The organism is Mesorhizobium loti, assembly GCA_014189435.1.
Classification (GTDB): Bacteria; Pseudomonadota; Alphaproteobacteria; order Rhizobiales; family Rhizobiaceae; genus Mesorhizobium; species Mesorhizobium loti_G.
This window is the reverse complement of sequence record CP050293.1, coordinates 1977970-1994385: the sequence shown is the minus strand read 5'-3', so window position 1 is coordinate 1994385 and position 16416 is coordinate 1977970. Positions and strand designations below refer to the sequence as shown.

15 protein-coding genes are annotated in these 16416 nt (G+C 63.7%); 5 read left to right on the top strand and 10 right to left on the bottom strand.

What is annotated here, in order from left to right:
* Positions 1-18: 18 nt before the first annotated feature.
* Entirely contained in the window at positions 19-333 is a 315-nt protein-coding gene (locus tag HB777_09615) for an antibiotic biosynthesis monooxygenase (GenBank protein ID QND64141.1), read from the top strand.
* Positions 334-346: 13 nt separating this feature from the next.
* Here HB777_09615 and putA read toward each other — a convergent pair whose 3' ends face one another.
* Positions 347-3955, bottom strand: a complete 3609-nt coding sequence (gene putA, locus HB777_09610) for a bifunctional proline dehydrogenase/L-glutamate gamma-semialdehyde dehydrogenase PutA (protein ID QND64140.1) — start codon at positions 3953-3955, stop codon at positions 347-349.
* A 163-nt stretch (positions 3956-4118) separates the two neighbouring features.
* Here putA and HB777_09605 point away from each other — a divergent pair, with 163 nt between their 5' ends.
* Positions 4119-4571 (top strand): winged helix-turn-helix transcriptional regulator, encoded by a 453-nt coding sequence (locus HB777_09605; protein QND64139.1) that lies wholly within the window; start codon positions 4119-4121, stop codon positions 4569-4571.
* 1 nt (position 4572) lies between these two features.
* On the opposite strand, the gene HB777_09600 is transcribed toward HB777_09605, so the two are convergent.
* The 4 genes from HB777_09600 to HB777_09585 are packed head-to-tail and all read right to left on the bottom strand — an operon-like array spanning position 4573 to position 6920.
* The gene (locus HB777_09600; protein QND64138.1) at positions 4573-4887 is read right to left on the bottom strand and encodes a helix-turn-helix transcriptional regulator; all 315 of its coding nucleotides are present in this window, start codon (positions 4885-4887) and stop codon (positions 4573-4575) included.
* Entirely contained in the window at positions 4884-5207 is a 324-nt protein-coding gene (locus HB777_09595; GenBank protein QND68720.1) for a type II toxin-antitoxin system RelE/ParE family toxin, read from the bottom strand. The genes HB777_09600 and HB777_09595 overlap by 4 nt, the downstream gene beginning before the upstream one ends.
* A 56-nt stretch (positions 5208-5263) precedes the next feature.
* Complete coding sequence (locus HB777_09590; GenBank protein ID QND64137.1) at positions 5264-6463, bottom strand: c-type cytochrome; 1200 nt, start codon at positions 6461-6463, stop codon at positions 5264-5266.
* A gap of 7 nt (positions 6464-6470) precedes the next feature.
* The gene (locus HB777_09585) at positions 6471-6920 is read right to left on the bottom strand and encodes a FixH family protein (protein QND68719.1); all 450 of its coding nucleotides are present in this window, start codon (positions 6918-6920) and stop codon (positions 6471-6473) included.
* A gap of 151 nt (positions 6921-7071) precedes the next feature.
* Here HB777_09585 and HB777_09580 point away from each other — a divergent pair, with 151 nt between their 5' ends.
* Positions 7072-7992 (top strand): sugar kinase, encoded by a 921-nt coding sequence (locus HB777_09580; protein QND64136.1) that lies wholly within the window; start codon positions 7072-7074, stop codon positions 7990-7992.
* Between the two features lie 112 nt (positions 7993-8104).
* Here the strand turns inward: HB777_09580 and HB777_09575 are convergent, their stop codons facing one another.
* From HB777_09575 to HB777_09565, 3 genes are all read right to left on the bottom strand, one after another.
* Entirely contained in the window at positions 8105-9127 is a 1023-nt protein-coding gene (locus tag HB777_09575) for a galactose mutarotase (protein ID QND64135.1), read from the bottom strand.
* A 91-nt stretch (positions 9128-9218) separates the two neighbouring features.
* Complete coding sequence (locus tag HB777_09570) at positions 9219-10676, bottom strand: NAD-dependent succinate-semialdehyde dehydrogenase (GenBank protein QND64134.1); 1458 nt, start codon at positions 10674-10676, stop codon at positions 9219-9221.
* A 195-nt stretch (positions 10677-10871) separates the two neighbouring features.
* Entirely contained in the window at positions 10872-11822 is a 951-nt protein-coding gene (locus HB777_09565) for an AEC family transporter (protein QND64133.1), read from the bottom strand.
* Between the two features lie 130 nt (positions 11823-11952).
* Here HB777_09565 and HB777_09560 point away from each other — a divergent pair, with 130 nt between their 5' ends.
* Together HB777_09560 and HB777_09555 are read left to right on the top strand one after the other, a co-directional pair.
* Complete coding sequence (locus HB777_09560) at positions 11953-14973, top strand: peptidase C14 (protein QND64132.1); 3021 nt, start codon at positions 11953-11955, stop codon at positions 14971-14973.
* Between the two features lie 97 nt (positions 14974-15070).
* Positions 15071-15619, top strand: coding sequence for a histidine phosphatase family protein (locus HB777_09555; GenBank protein ID QND64131.1), 549 nt, complete (start codon positions 15071-15073; stop codon positions 15617-15619).
* On the opposite strand, the gene HB777_09550 is transcribed toward HB777_09555, so the two are convergent.
* Positions 15616-16086, bottom strand: a complete 471-nt coding sequence (locus HB777_09550) for an SRPBCC family protein (GenBank protein ID QND64130.1) — start codon at positions 16084-16086, stop codon at positions 15616-15618. The genes HB777_09555 and HB777_09550 overlap by 4 nt on opposite strands.
* On the bottom strand, positions 16083-16331 hold the full coding sequence (locus tag HB777_09545; protein QND64129.1) for a hypothetical protein: 249 nt from the start codon (positions 16329-16331) through the stop codon (positions 16083-16085). The genes HB777_09550 and HB777_09545 overlap by 4 nt, the downstream gene beginning before the upstream one ends.
* Between the last annotated feature and the right edge of the window lie 85 nt (positions 16332-16416).

The following is a 16416-nucleotide window of genomic DNA, read 5'->3' as shown; positions in this document are numbered from 1 at the left end:
AACATTGAAAGGAACCCGATGTACATCGCCATGAACCGCTTCAAAGTGCAGACCGGCTCGGAAAACGATTTCGAAGCCGTGTGGAAGAACCGCGATTCCAGCCTCGCGGAGATGAAAGGATTCCGTGAATTCCACCTGTTGCGTGGCACGGTCAACGAGACCGAAGGCTACACGCTGTTTGCGTCGCACACGGTGTGGGCGAGCCATGATGATTTTATCGCCTGGACCAAGTCGGAGAATTTCCGTGCCGCCCACAGAAATGTCGGCACGACGAAGGTCCACTATCTCGGCCACCCCCAGTTCGAGGGGTTTTCGGTCGTCGAAGGCGCGTAACGACTGGTCGGGATCAAGCCCCGGCCAGCAGGCTCGCATTGCCGCCCGCGGCGGTGGTGTCGACGCAGACAGCCCGCTCATGCGCGTAGGCGGCCGGGTTGAGCACCTCGCTGACCAGCGGCACGATCGGGCCTGAGCGGTCGGCGATGACCTTGCGTACGATGCGCGCGGCCTCCGGCGTGCCCGAGAATGCGACAACATCGACGCGCAGCGAGCGCGCTTCGACCGGATCGGGACGGCCGTCGATGGCGGCCAGCGGCAGGCCCTTGCCGGTCAATGCGGAAAGGGCTGCCGGTGCGCCGGGCGCCACCGCCAGCACCGCATTGCCGGCGGCGAGCGCCTGGATCGTCTGCGCGAGCAGCGTATCGCCATCGGGACCAAGGCACAGCACCCGTCCACGTGGCGACAGCGAGAGCGTGTTGGCCTCGCCGGTCGGTCCGGGCAGGTCGATCTGGCCGAAATCGATGCCGGCGGCGGCACCAATCGCCGCAGCACCCTTGCCGCGCAGATGCTTCCTCAGAATGGCGATCCGGTCGGGCCGCGTCGACCAGCCGCCAAGTGCGGGATCGGGCAGATTGTCGGCAAGTTCGGTCGCCGTGACCTTATGGCCATCCTGCAAATGGGTGCCGGCCTCCGGCCCCTTGCGGAAGCGCCGGAGATAGTGCGGGCCGCCGGCCTTCGGTCCGGTGCCGGAAAGCCCCTCGCCGCCAAACGGCTGCGACCCGACGACAGCGCCGATCTGGTTGCGGTTGACATAGATGTTGCCGGCATGGATGCCGTCGACGAAATGCTGGACGCGGCCCTCGATGCGGGTGTGCAGGCCGAAGGTCAGGCCATAGCCCTTGCGGTTGATGGCGGCGATGACCGCATCGATCTCGTCGGCGTCGAAGGTGGCGACATGCAGCACCGGACCGAACACCTCGCGCTCCATGTCCTCGATGCCCTTGACCCGGAAGACATGCGGCGCGACGAAACGACCTTCCTTCGGCGCCTCGAGCTTGGCGATCAGCCGGCCCTGCAGACCCATTTTCGTGCAGTACTCGCGGATCGAGCTTTGCGCCTCGTCGTCGATGACCGGGCCGACATCGGTCGAAATCCGCCAGGGATCCCCGATGCTGAGCGCCTCCATCGCGCCCTTCAGCATCTCCAGCATCTTCTTCTCGACGTCCTTCTGCACATAGAGCACGCGCAGCGCCGAGCAGCGCTGGCCAGCACTCTGGAAGGCCGAGGCCAGGATGTCGCGCACCGCCTGCTCGGGCAGCGCGGTGGAATCGACGATCATCGCGTTGAGGCCGCCGGTCTCGGCGATCAGCATGGCGTCAGGCGCGGCCGTCTCGGCCAACTGCTTCTCGATCAGCTTGGCGACCTCGGTCGAACCGGTGAAGCAGACGCCGGCAATGCGCGGGTCGGCGGTGAGCGGCCCGCCGACCGACGGGCCGTCGCCGGGCAGAAGCTGGATGACGTCTTCCGGCACGCCGGCCTCGCGCAGCAGTTCGACGGCGCGGAAGGCGATCAGCGGCGTCTGCTCGGCCGGCTTGGCGATGACCGAATTGCCGGTGACGAGCGCTGCCGCGATCTGGCCGGTGAAGATGGCGAGCGGAAAATTCCACGGTGAAATACAGACGATGGCGCCGCGCGCCTGCGTACCCGCCTCGGCATTGGCCGCCTCGGTGGCGTAGTAGCGCAGGAAGTCGACGGCCTCGCGCACTTCGGCAACGCCATCGGCCAGCGATTTGCCGGCTTCCCGGGTGGCGAGCGCGAAGAATTCGACGGCATTCGCCTCATAAAGATCGGCGGCGCGGTTGAGGATCGCGGCGCGCTCGGCGACGGGACGCTTCGCCCAGGCCGGTTGCGCTTCCACCGCGATGCGCACGGCGGTCGCCACTTGCTTGGCAGCGGCTTCGCTGACCGTGCCGACCACTTCGGAAGGCTTTGCCGGGTTGACGATCGGACGCTGCTTGCCGTAGCCGGCGGCCCGCGTGATCGGCTTGGCATGCCAGCGGTCGGGACCAGCGAAGGCCGCCTTGGCCTTGTCGATCGCCGCCAGCGTCACCGTGTCGGTGATATCAAATCCCTTCGAGTTGCGACGGCCGGCGCCAAAAATCTGGGAAGGCCGGGCAATCGCCGGATTGGCGGCCGGACCCTGGCTTTCGATCGTTTCGAGCGGATCACGCGCAATGTCCTCCGGCTCGACATCCTCATCGGTCAACTGGTGCACGAAGGAGGAATTGGCGCCGTTCTCCAGCAGCCGACGGACCAGGTAGGCCAGCAGATCGGAATGCGCACCGACCGGCGCATAGATGCGGCAACGCGTGCCTTCGGCCTGGCGCACCGTCTCATGCAGCGCCTCGCCCATGCCATGCAGGCGCTGGAACTCGAAGGAATCGCGGTTATCAGCCATCGACAGGATGGCGGCGACGGTGTGGGCATTGTGGGTGGCGAATTGCGGATAGATGCGGTCGGTCATACCAAGCAGCTTCTTGGCGCAGGCCATGTAGGAGACGTCGGTGTTGGCCTTGCGGGTGAAGACGGGGTAGCCGGTGAGCCCCAGCGTTTGCGCCCGCTTGATCTCGGTGTCCCAATAGGCGCCCTTGACCAGCCGCACCATGATGTTGCGGTCGTACTTCCTGGCAAGCGCGTAGAGCCAGTCGATGGCGAAGGCCGCGCGCGGCCCATAGGCCTGGACGACGACGCCAAAGCCGTTCCAGCCGGCGAGTTCCGGCTCGGCCAGCACCCGCTCGATGACGTCGAGCGACAGATCGAGGCGATCCGCCTCCTCGGCATCTATGTTGAGGCCCATGCGCGAATGGCGCGCGGCCAACGCCAGCGACAGCAACCGCTCGGCCATCACAGGCAGCATCTCTTCCTTCTGCGCCACCTCGTAGCGCGGATGCAGCGCCGAAAGCTTGACCGAGATGCCGTGGTTCTGCCTGATATCAGGACCGTTGGAGCCGGCATCGAGCGACGAAATCGCGTCGGCATAGGCCTTGAGATAACGCAAGGCGTCGGCCTCGGTGCGGGCCGCCTCGCCCAGCATGTCGAAGGAATAGAGATAGCCCTTCTGCGTCATCGGCCGGCCGCGCTTGACGGCTTCAGTGATGGTACGGCCGAGCACGAACTGCTCGCCCATTTCGCGCATGGCGGCGGCCACCGCCTTGCGGATGACCGGCTCGCCCAGCCGCCGCACCATAGAACGCAACGTGCCCTCGATGCCGCCCTCGCCCTCATCGAGGACGCGGCCGGTCAGCATCAGCGCCCAGGTCGAGGCGTTGACGAAGATGGAGCTCGAACCGCCCGAATGCGCCGACCAGTCGTGCGGCGCGATCTTGTCGGCGATGAGGTCGTCCATCGTCTCGGTATCGGGCACGCGCAGCAGCGCCTCGGCCAGGCACATCAGCGCCACGCCTTCCTTGGTGGAGAGGCCGTAAGCGGAAAGAAACACTTCCATCAGCCGGGGATCCGACGAACCGCGCACCGCCCGCACCAGATCGGCGGCCCGGGCCGAAATCGCGTCGCGGTCTTTCGCTGAAAGGCCTGTCGCCTTGGCCAGCCGCGTCACGGCCTCGTCTTCGTCGGGCAGGTAGTTGGCGCGGATCTGCTGGCGGATGGTATCGAGCGGCATGGCGGTCCCATGGATCGAGCAAAAGGGAGCGGGCCGGCGGTCACCGGACCGAATGGCGCAAGCTAGCACAGGTGCGAAATTTCGACCGGTCCAAAGAAATCGACATTGCAGATCATTCGATCTATCTTGATGGCCTACAATTGACATTTGGACTGCATTTTCGATGACAGAAGACCAATTGGACCGCATCGACAGGAATATCCTGTCCGCACTGGCAAGCGATGGCCGGCTTTCCATGTCAGAACTGGCCGCAAAGGTCGGCCTGTCGAAGACGCCGGTGCAGGCGCGGGTGAAGCGGCTGGAGAAGGATGGCTACATCAGGGGCTACCAGGCGATCATCGACCGCGAGCGCATGGGTGAAGGCCATGTCGCCTTCGTCCAGGTGAAACTGTCCGACACCCGTTCCGCCGCGCTCGATGCCTTCAACCGGTCCGTACAGGCCGTGCCGGAGATCGAACAGTGCCACATGATGGCGTCGAGCTTCGACTATCTGCTGAAGGTCCGCACAAGGGATATCGCCGCCTACCGCCGCGTGCTCGGCGAGCGCATTTCAGCCCTGCCCCATGTCGCCCAGACCTCGACCTTTGTGGCGATGGAAACGGTCAAGGATCGCTAGATCAGTGACCGGTGCGCGACTTCGGCTTCGCAGACTCGAAGCTGATGCGGAGCTTCGAGCCGGTCGCCTTGGCGAAACGCTGCAATGTTCGGGTCGAAGGCATGTTTCGACCACTCTCCAAGCGGGCAATCACGGCCTGTGTTGTTCCCATGGCGACGGCGACCTCTTCCTGAGTCATGTCGGCTTCACCCCGGGCCTTGATCAAAGCTTCGGCGATCGCGAACTCTTCCTCCAACGCTTCGTATTCGGCAACGAATTCCGGGTCCTTGAACCAGTCCTTGGCGACGTCCTCAACGGGGATAGTTTTCCGGCTCATAGAACCTCCTTTGCTCGCTTAAGAGCCAATTCGATTTCGCTTCGTGGCGTCTTCTGAGTCTTCTTGGCAAACACTCGCACCACTACCACACGGCGTTCGGCCGCGGTCACGTAAACCGCACGGGCGATGCCATCCCGGCCCTTCATGCGCATTTCCCAAAGCCTGCCTTCCAAGTGCTTGACGTATGGCTCGTGGACTTTCTGCAGCCCGTGCGCCTCGATCAGACGCGATATCCTCAGAAAGCTGGCCAAGATATCTTTCGGTTGAGCCTCAAGCTCCCGCCTCACCTCAATATTGAGAAATACGACCGACCAGCTCATCGACTTAAGTATACCTTTTTTGCAATATTTTTCAATCACCGATATCGCCGGCAACCTCACTCCGCCAGAGTCTTCAGGAACGCCACCAGCGCCGCACGCTCTCGGTCTGAAAGCTCCAGCGGGTGAACCTCTGACACCCCCTCGATGCTGGGCGCAGCCTTGGCGTAGTGCGCCACGACCTCGTCGAGCGACGAAAACTGCCCGGCATGCATATAGGGCGGCCGCGTTGCCGCTCCGCGCAGCGACGGCGTCTTGTAGGCACGGATGAGTTGCGATGCGTCCTTGACCATGAAGCGCAGCTCACCGCAGGCGCCGGCATCGCCATCGCGATAGGCGCCGAAGCAGTTGAACGGGTCGGCTTCGACTTGGTGCACCGCATCGATGCGGCCGCGATCCGGCGGCAGATCCGCAACGGGCGGCACACCGGTGTTGTGAAAGCTGTTGTCGGTGAAGCGCGGGCCGTCGTGGCAGGTCACGCAATTGGCCTTGCCGATGAACAGTTTCAGCCCAAGGATCTCCTCCTTGGAAAAGACCGCATCGCCTTTCGGCTCGGCGCCTGTGGCGAGGTCCAGCGCGAAGCGGTCGAAGCGCGTCGGCGCCGGCTCGATCGACCGTTCGAACGCAGCGATCGCCTTGCCGATATTGGCAAAGACGCCGTTGATGGCGTCGCGCTGCGCGCCGCTCATCGCGTTCCAGGCAGCCTTCTCAGCATCGTTTCCGAGCGGGCTGGCATTTAACGGCATGCCGGAAAAGTCAGGCAGCGGCCCAAAGATGCGCTCATAGCGCTCGCCGAAGCGCGCCTTGATGTAATGCGCGTAGGCGGCGCGGTTTCCCGCCTGCTCCAGCGGATTTTCGAGCGGCGTCAGCGCTTGCGCCCACAGGCTGTCGCGGCGGCCGTCCCAGAAGAACCAGGGATCGCGCGCGACACCGGCCAGCGGCATGGTGCGCCGGTTGGTGTGGCCGACGCCGACCGCTTGCGGCAGGTCGTCCTGGAACTGGCGGTCGATCTTGTGACAGGTCGAGCACGACACCGTGCCGTCGCGGCTCATGCCAAGGTCGAAGAACAGCGTCGAGCCGAGCGCGGCGGCGGCCGGCACGTCGGCAAAGCGGTTGGTGGTGTCGGGCTTCAGTGGCGGCAACCTCGACAGCGCCAGCGAGGCGATGGTTTTCTTCTCGGCGTCGGAAAAGTCAGGCTTGCCGCAGCCGACGAGGATGACGACGACCATCAGCGCCAGAAAGCAGAAAAGGCGCTTCATCGATTGCTCACAGCACCACGTTGAACAGTACTGTGTCGGAGCCGGCGCCGGACGAGATGGCGAAACGAAGTTGCCACCAGCCGCTCATCGTGAATTTCAGCCCCTCGATGCGATAACGGCCCTCGCCCAGGTAATCGGTCACCTGCGGGCTGGTTGGAAGGCCGTGATTGTGTTGCGGCATGCCGCCGGAGATGGCGATCGCGGCTCGCTCCACCGAAGCCCCTGTCTTTGTCTTCAGCGTCAGCAGCCAGGATTCCAGTTCGCCCTGCCGCACCACGCCCCGTTCCGGCACGAAACTCGCCATGTACAGCCCATTGTCGGTTTTCTTCGTCCGCGAGACATCCGGGCCGGCAGGCTGCGCCGACCGCGGCGCCGTCAGATAGACGACCGCGAGAATGCCGACCAGCAAGGCAGCCAGACCAAGACCTGCTAAGAGATAACGCCATAGTGATGCCAAACCGGTTCCTCTTCTGCAGACAACGCTCTGCCGGACGGATCGCATCCCGCCAGCCTGTGGGAAAACGCTGTGGCGGAAAAAACCCTGCTTGCCAAGCATGGCGCTGCTGGTGGCAAAAAGCTACAGCACCGAGATCACTGGAGGACTGTAGATGGCAGGAACCGGCGTCGCCTCGATCGGCGAATGCATGCTCGAACTGTCGGGCCAGACGGGACCGAACTGGCGCATGGGCTTTGCCGGCGACACGTTCAACACGCTGTGGGCGCTGCATGCGTTAAGTACAGACCGACCGGCAACCTATGTCTCGGCCTTCGGCGACGACCCGTTCTCGCAAGGCCAGATCGATTTCTTCGCCGAGAACGGCATCGGCATCGGCTCCAGCCCGGTCATAGCGGGCGCACGGCCCGGCCTCTATGCCATCACGCTGACCGGGGCCGAGCGTTCCTTCACCTATTGGCGTGGCGACGCCGCCGCGCGGCAGCTCGCCTCGAATCCGGCTGCACTGTCGAAAAACCTGCAAAATCAGGCGCTTGTCTATTTTTCTGGAATCACTGTGGCAATTCTGGACGAGGCCGCGCGCGCAGCGTTGCTGGCGGCCGTCGCCAAGGCGCGCTCGGCTGGTTCACTTGTCGCCTTCGACCCCAATTACCGGCCGCGACTCTGGCGCAGGCGCGAGGATGCGCAGGCAGCAATCCTTGAAGCCCTTGCCGTCACCGACATCGCATTGCCGACCTTCCCCGACGAGCAGATGCTGTTTGGCGATGAAGCGCCGCAGGCAACTGCCGAACGGATCGGCAAACTCGTCAGCGAGGTCGTCGTCAAGAACGGCGAAGCGCCGGCGCTGATTGCCCAGGGAGAAACGCTGCGCGAAGTCCCGGCGATCCATGTCGCCGCTCCCGCCGATACGACAGGCGCCGGCGATTCCTTCAATGGCGGCTATCTTGCGGCTCGACTTGCCGGCCACGACCCGCAGGAAGCCGCCCGCCGTGCTCATCGCGTCGCCGCCGCCGTGGTGCAGGTACGCGGCGCGCTGGCGCCGTTCGAGACGCTGCGAGCGGCATTCGAAGGCTAAGGTCTGAAAAACTAGAGCAATTCCAGGAAAAGTGTGAACGGTTTTCCGTCCGGAATTGCGTCAAAACAAAGAGTTAGAGCGGTTCGCCGTTTCCGTGAAACGGTGAACTGCTCTAAGGCAGGCGGAATCTGTATTCCGTCACATGATGGTAGATCGCGCCCGGCCACAGCGTTGCCTGCGGGAAATAGGGCCGGTTCGGCGCATCCGGCCACACCTGCGGCTCAAGGCAGAAACCGCAAAAGGCCTTGTAGTTCCGCCCTTCCAGCCCGGTGCGCGGCGTCACATACTGGCCGGTATAGAGCTGGACGCCGGGCTCGGTGGTCCAGACCTCCATCTCGACACCGGAACTGGCGCCTTGCGTCCATGCCGCCTGCTTGAGCGGCCCGCGTGCCGAAGCAAGGCAGAAATTCTGGTCGTAGGGCAGCTGTTCGCCCTCGGTCTCCATGCGCAGCGGCCGTGCCTGGCGGAAATCGAACGGGGTGCCGTCAACCGGCTTGACCACGCCTGTGGGGATCATGTCGCCATCGACCGGCAGATAAGCGCCGGCATTCAGCATCATCCTGTGGTCGAGAATGTCGCCGGCGCCGCCATCATCCAGGTTGAAATAGGAATGCTGGGTGAGATTGCACGGCGTCGGCTCCTCGCAGGTTGCGGTCAGCTCGACGCTGAGCGTGCCGGGGATCTTCAGCCGGTAGGTGCAGGTGACGTCGATCGCGCCGGGAAAGCCCATCGCGCCGTCGGGATCGTGCAGGGTCAGCGTGACGAAATCCCTGCCATGCAAGGAAACCGTCCACGGCCGGTGGGAGTAGCCTTGCGAGCCGCCATGCAGCGTATGCTTGCCGAGGAAATTCGGCTCGGTCTGGTAGCGGTTGCCGCCAATGGTGAAGCGGCCGTCGCGGATGCGGTTGGCATAGCGGCCGACGACGGCACCGAAGAAGCCCGTATCCGTCTCGTAGGCTTCCAGACTGTCATAGCCGAGCACCAGCGGTGCATCGTGCCCGGTCAGGCGCAGATCCTGGATGATCGCGCCCAGGCCGATGATGTTGGCGGTGATGCCGCCGCCTCTGATGGTAAAGCGACGCACCGGCTCGCCAGCCTGCGTCGTGCCGAAAACCTCGCCGTCCTTCATCGCCATGCCCGTAAATGCCAGTTGATCCAGAAGACTTCGGCTGGGTTCCCGTGAGAGATGGGCAGGTCATAGGCCTGCCCATCTCAGGGATAGATTATCAGAGGCCGAGGCCGCCGATGCAGACATATTTGGTGTCGAGGTAGTCCTCGATGCCCTGATGTCCGCCTTCCTTGCCGAGGCCGGATTCCTTGACGCCGCCGAACGGCGCTTCCGGCGTGGTGATGAGGCCTTCATTGACGCCGACCATGCCGTATTTCAGCCCTTCCATGACGCGGAAGGCGCGGCCGAGATCGCCGGTGTAGAAATAGCAGGCGAGGCCGAATTCGGTGTCGTTGGCGAGTGCGACGGCTTCCTCTTCGGTCTCGAACTTAAACACCGGTGCGACCGGGCCAAAGATCTCTTCCTTCATGAAGCGCATCTTCGGTGTCGCGTTGGCGATGACCGTCGGCTGAAAGAACGAACCGCCGAGCGCATGGCGCTTGCCGCCGGCAACGATCTTACCGCCCTTGGATGTGGCGTCGGCGATCAGCTCCTCGACCTTCTCGACCGCCTTCTCGTCGATCAGCGGTCCCTGCTGCACGCCGTCCTCGAGGCCGGAGCCGACCTTCAGCCCGTTGCTGGCGGCAGCAAGCTTCTCGACGAACTTGTCATAGACACCAGCCTGGACAAGGAAGCGGTTGGTGCAGACGCAGGTCTGGCCGGAATTGCGGTACTTGGCGGTGATCGCACCGGCAACCGCACGTTCGAGATCGGCGTCGTCGAAAACGATGAACGGCGCGTTGCCGCCGAGCTCCATCGACACCTTCTTGACGGTGACCGACGACTTCTGGATGAGAAGCTTGCCGACCTCGGTCGATCCGGTGAAGGTGATCTTCGACACCAGCGGATTGGCGCAGATCTCGTCGCCGATCTCGCTGGCCGAACCGGTCAGGATGTTGACGACGCCCTTGGGGAAACCGACTTCCTCGGCGAGCGCGCCCCAGGCGAGACCCGAATACGGCGTCTGCGAGGCCGGCTTGACAACGGCGGTGCAGCCGGCGGCGAGCGCCGGGCCGAGCTTGCGGGCCAGCATCGAGGACGGGAAATTCCACGGCGTGATGGCGGCAATGACGCCGACCGGCTCCTTGGTCACCAGGATGCGGCGGTCTGCCCATGGCGACGGCACGACGTCGCCATAGGTGCGGCGGCCTTCCTCGGCGAACCACAGGATGTAGGCCGCGGCAGAGCCGATCTCGCCCTTCGATTCGAACAGCGACTTGCCCTGCTCGATGGTCAGCAGTTCGGCCAGCACGTCCTGATTGTCCATCATCGCGTCGTGCAGCTTGCGCAGCAGCTTCGAACGCTCGAGCGCGGTGGTCTTGCGCCACGACTTGAAGGCGGCGGCGGCGGCTTCGATGGCGCGGCGGGTCTCGGCCTTGCCCGACTTCGGCACGGTGCCGATCTTGAGGCCGGTGGCCGGGTTGTTGACGTCGACCGTCTGGCCGCTGTCGGCCTGCACCCATTCGCCGTTGATGAGATTGGCCTGCCGCATGAAATGGCTGGTTTTCTGAAGCATGGTCTATCCTCCGTTTCGGCGCCCTGACGGGCCGGTCTGTGAAGTCTTTGGTGAGCGTGCGCAATGGACTGAAGCCGGCACGCCGAAGCCACTGCTCTTTACCTAGGGCAAGGCCCTCAAGCAATCGCAAGATGGCATATAGGGTTTAGGCCAGCGTGAGACGAGGCCAGGCAGCCATGCATCGCCCCAAATACTCTATCCAAAAACCTGCACGACAACCGTCAGCCAGAACGCGGTGGTGACGGCGGCGCAGGCCGTGGCGATGGTCATCTGGTTCGACGCCAACGCCTGGCCGGTGTTGAACTGCACCGCGATCAGATAGGAATTGACGCCGGATGGCATCGCAGCCACCATCACCGCCACCTTGGCCGTCAAGGGCGGCAGGCCGAGCAGCCAGACGAAGGCCAGAACCAGCGCCGGCATCAGGAACAGCTTCAGCACCGATAGCGCCAGCGCCGGCCTGACATTGCCCGAAATGCCGAAGCGGCGCAGGCTGAGCCCCATGGCAAACAGCGCCACCGGACCGGCCGTATCGGCCAGAGCATCGACCAAGCGCATGGCGACATCTGGCAGCGGCGCACCCGTGATGCGCCATGCAAGCCCTGCCAGAATGCCGATGATCAAAGGATTCATGAAAAGCCGCCTGAGGAAGCTACGGATAACGCGCAAGGGATGCACGGGTTCGCCGCTGCCGCGGCCGAAGACTTCGAACAATACGATCGAGGCCATCAGCATGATCGGCAGATGCACGGAGACCAGCAGCGACAGCACTTCGAAGCCGCTCGGGCCGAAGATGCCAAGAATGAAGGGAGCGCCGAGCAGCACGATATTGGAGAAGGCAGACGAAACCCCGCCGACGACGCCGGCGCGGGCATCCCTGCCGAAGATCCGGGTTGTGGCGAGATGGCCGACGGCCCAAGTGATGGCGACGGCCGCGAAATAGGCGCCCCACAGTGACCATGGCGCCACGCCGTGGAAATCGGACTTCACCATCGTCTGGAACAGAAGCAGCGGCATCGCCACGTTGATGGCAAATTCCGATATCCCCTCGCCGCTCGCTGGCTTCAGATAGCCGGTAAACCCGGCGAGATAGCCGAGCGCGACAAGGCTGAAGACGAAAAGGACGGTTTCGGTGAGCGGAGACATTTTTACCGTGACGGGCGAGTTTCCCGTGATAGGCGAGCCACGACCGCGACGCAATCGCGCCCGAATTTGATCATCGTCGGCTGGCAGCGTTATAGAAGGCTTGGATTATCAGGGCGGACACCAACGACAAATGGCCTTTGTCGAAACCACGAAGCGTAACTTGTTGCGGCAGGCGTGGCTGACGGCTTTCGTCGCCGCACTGCTTTGCCTTGCCGTGACCGCGCTTGCAGTTGCTGAAACAAAGAGCCTGAAGGGCGTGGCGCTGATCATCGGCCAGTCGAAATACGAGCACATCGCAGCGCTGCCCAACCCCGCCAACGATGCCCGCGACATGGCCAAGATGCTGACCGACCTCGGCTTCGACGCACGCAGCGTCACCGATCGCGACGCCACCAAGCTGAAACGTGACCTGGAGCGGTTCACGGAAGACGCCGAAGGCGCCGATGTCGCCTTCATCTATTATTCCGGTCACGGCATCGAGGCCGGCGGCGAGAACTATCTGGTTCCGGTCGATGCCGACGTGTCGTCACTGAAGGATGCCGACGCGGCTTTGGTGCCGATTTCCGCCCTCATGGACGCGTTGAAAAAGACCGTGCCGGTGACGATCGTGCTGCTCGACGCCTGCCGCACCAATCCGTTCCCGCAGGACGCCGTGGTGCGACGCGCACCGACCGCTTCCGCCTCGCCGATTGGCGCCGGCGGGCTGGAACCGGTGCGCGGCGCCAAGGCGCTCGGCAACGCGCCGGCGGCCGACGCGAGCCTCGGCACCGTGGTCGGCTTTGCCGCCGAGCCGGGTCGCCCGGCGCTCGATGGCGCCGCTGGCGAAAACAGCCCTTACGCGTCCGCTCTGCTGCGCCATCTTGCGGCGATGAAGGGCACCGAATTCGGCTCGGTCATGCGCATGGTGACCGAAGAAGTCTATCTCGACACCAAGGCAAGGCAGCGCCCCTGGGTCAATGAAAGCTTGCGCCGGCTGCTCTATTTCGGCGTCGCACCAGCGGAGCCGACCGGCGACGACGGGCTGATCACCGGCGAGCGGCGCCAGCTGCTGCTGACCATTTCCGACCTGCCCGACCCGAAACGGGCGCAGGTGGAACTGGCCTCGCTGCAGGAAGGCGTGCCGCTCGATGCGCTCTACGGCGTGCTGAAGGCGCTCGGTACGGAAAAGATCCCGGAGGATCCGTCCGACCTGCAAAAGGTCCTCGACGCCCAGGCCGAGCGCCTGAAGAAGATGATGTCCGAGCGCGCAGCGCTGCGCACCGACGATCCGGAGATCAAACGGCTGGTCGCCTCCGCCGACAAGGCCATCGGCCAGGGCGCCATCGTGACGGCGCGGAAATTCCTCGACGATGCGGTCGGCCGGGTCGAACAGACCAACGATGCGGTCGATGAGGCCGAGGATTTCGTCAAGCAGAAGCGCCTTGCCGATGCCGCGATCTACGCCCGGCGCGCCGGTGCCTCGGCGCTGGTCTTCGACTACAAATCCGCCGCCGGCGACTACGCCAAGGCGTTTTCGCTGGCCGAAAAATGGGACGACAAGCTGCGCTGGAATTACAAGAACCAGGAAGCCGAGGCGCTGAACGCCTACGGCTACGCCACCGGCGACCTGGATGCGCTGCAGCACTCCATCGAGGCCTATCGCACCATCCTGAACTTCATCCCCAATGGCGAACAGAATCGCGACTGGGCAATCACCCGCAACAACATGGCGGTTGTGCTGCAGACCATTGGCGAGCGCGAGACCGAAACCGCGCATCTCGAAGAAGCAGCGCTGATCTTTCGCGATTCCCTTGTCGTGTTCGAGCGTGAGAAGGACGATCTCAACTGGGCCGCCGCGCAGAACAATCTGGCCAATGTGCTGTTGAAGATCGGCGAACGCGAGAGCGATCCGAAGCGCCTGAACGAAGCAGTGGTGGCGATGCGCGCGACATTGGAGAAGCGCCCGCGTGAAAAAGTGCCGCTCGACTGGGCCGCTTCGCAGAACAATCTCGGCCTGGCGCTCTATGCGCTGTCCGAGCGCGAAGCCGCCGGCGAACATCTGACGCAAGCAGAAGTGGCCTACCGGCTGGCACTTGAGGAGTACACGCGCGAAAAGGCGCCGGTTGAATGGGCGATGGTCGAGAACAATCTCGGCAACACGCTGGTGTCGCTCGGCATCCAGCTCAACGACAAGGCCAAGATCAACGAGGCGGCGGATGCATTCCGTGCTGCGCTCGAGGTGCGAACCCGTGAAACCTTCCCGGTCTCGTGGGCAACCAGCCGGCTCAACCTCGGCAACGCGCTGAGCGGCGTCGCCCGCTTCGATATGGGCACCGACGCGCTCGAGGAGGCCGCGGCCGCCTATGACGATGCGCTGACGGTGTTCACCCGGCAGCGTTTCCCGATGGACTGGGCCTCAGTGCAGAACAATCTCGGTTCGATCTACCAGACACTTGGCCAGCGCACCCGCGACGCGGCCAAGCTGGAGCAGTCGGCCGCGGCGTTCCAGGCCGCCCGGCAGGTCTATGTCAGACGGAAATTCCCTCTCGACTGGGCAATGAGCCACTACAATCTCGGCAACACGCTGCAGCTTCTCGGCGGCGTCACCGACAAGCCGGAATATTACGGTGAGGCCATTGCCGCCTACCGGGATGCGTTGCGCGAGTACAAGCGCGAGACGAACCCGCGCCAATGGGCGCTGGCCCAGGCCGGTCTAGGATCGACGCTACACTGGCTGAGCATGAGCAGTGCCGACACCAAGACCTTGCTTGAGTCCATCGCAGCCCGCAGGGCGGCACTCGAAGTGCTGACCGTCGACGCGGCACCGGTCGACTGGGCCAACGCCCAGAACGGCATCGGCATGAGCCTGCTCAACCTCGGCAATCTCGAACGCACCGACAAATATCTCGGTGATGCCGAGGCCGCCTTCACGGCGACGCTGAAGGTATTCACCAGGGAGAGCCTGCCCATGCAATGGGCCTTCGCGCAGAACAATCTTGGCGACATCCACTGGAACCGAGCCACCTATGGCGGCGGCAAGGCCGAATATCAAAAGGCGATCGAATTCTTCGAGAACGCCAAGCAGGGCTTTACCGAGGCCGGCTACACGATCCCCATCCCGCTCACCGACCAGAAGATCGATCTGGTGAAGAAGCAGATGGCGAAGAAGTAGCGCTCCGTCCGACCGCGCCTTGTCTTTCGGCCGGCTTTACCGTCCCTATATGTCCTGTCACCGGAACCCATTGCCGGGAACCGGAGTAGGATAGCGGATGATTCGATTTGCCTTGGCGTTGTTCCTGCTTGTTGTTCCCGGCGTGGCTCACGCCACGGATGCAGGCTGGGCGCTGCTGCGCGATGGCGGGCATGTCGTGCTGCTGCGCCATGCCATGGTCACCGGCACCACCGACCCGGCCAATTTCGACATCGACAGCTGTGCCACCCAAATGAACCTGTCGGCGCGCGGCAAGCAGCAGGCAAGCAAGATCGGCGCTCTGTTTGCCGCCCGTGCGGCACCGATCGAGCGCGTGCTGTCCAGCCGCTATTGCCGCTGCCTCGACACCGCCCGCATCGCCTTCGAGGCCGAGCCGGCGCTCTTTGCACCGCTCGATCTCCTGAAGGGCGACGAGACGCAGAAGGCCGCGCAGATTGCCGCGATCCTGAAGGAAATCCGCGCCTATTCCGGTTCCGACAATCTGGTCATGGTCACCCATCTGGAAGACATCATGGCACTGACCGGCATCTCGCCGCGCGAAGGCGAGGCCGTGGTCGTCGAGCCGCAAGGCGATGGCCTGCGCGTGCTCGGCCGCGTGACCTTTTAGCCTTGGCGAGACCCGGCTGACGCGCCGGTGAGCAACCACGCATCGATGCGGACTTTCCATGCCTCGATCATGTGCGCGAACGCATCCTGCGTCAGTCCGGACAGATACGACCTGCCCGCCGCGTTCAGGGCCGTGAACGTATAGGCAATCGTCGCCTCGGTACCCCCGTCAATCGCCTTACGGCAGGCCACCTCGACAAATCCGAAACGCGAATCCGGCGTGACCCTGACATAGCGGACACGATGCCCGTCAGGATCCCAGTCGGCGCAGGCCCAGAGTGTCGTCTCATCACCGTGGACGGTCCGGAAGACCATGCCTTGCTGCGTTTCTCCGCTTTGCGGATGCAGGAACTCCGGCTCCCAGCCATCCACCCACAAGGTCTCGCCGATCGGTGTGAACAGCGGGAAGACGCGATCGATCGGCGCGGACAGGACGATGCTGTGATTGCGCTCAAGATGGCTCGTCATCCGCCTTCCCCCTCAGTCAGACGGTGGCTGTCCGCCGCACCGAGCTCCAGCCCGTAGATGCGCTTCAACTGGCCGATTGTTTCGAGCGTCGCCGGCGAAAACGGCGCCTGGCCTTCGAAAGCATGCAGCACGATGCCTTCGATGAGATCGCCGAGACTCATGTCGCGATGCTCGGCTAGGGCCTTGAGCACCTTCACCAGTCGTTTTTCCAAGCGGACCCCGGTCTGCACGCGTTCGATGTTCATAACGAAGTGGTATCATGGTACATTGGTAACATCAAGCGCGGACGATTGGTAACGACGGGGCGTGTTGCTGAAATGCCACCATTGA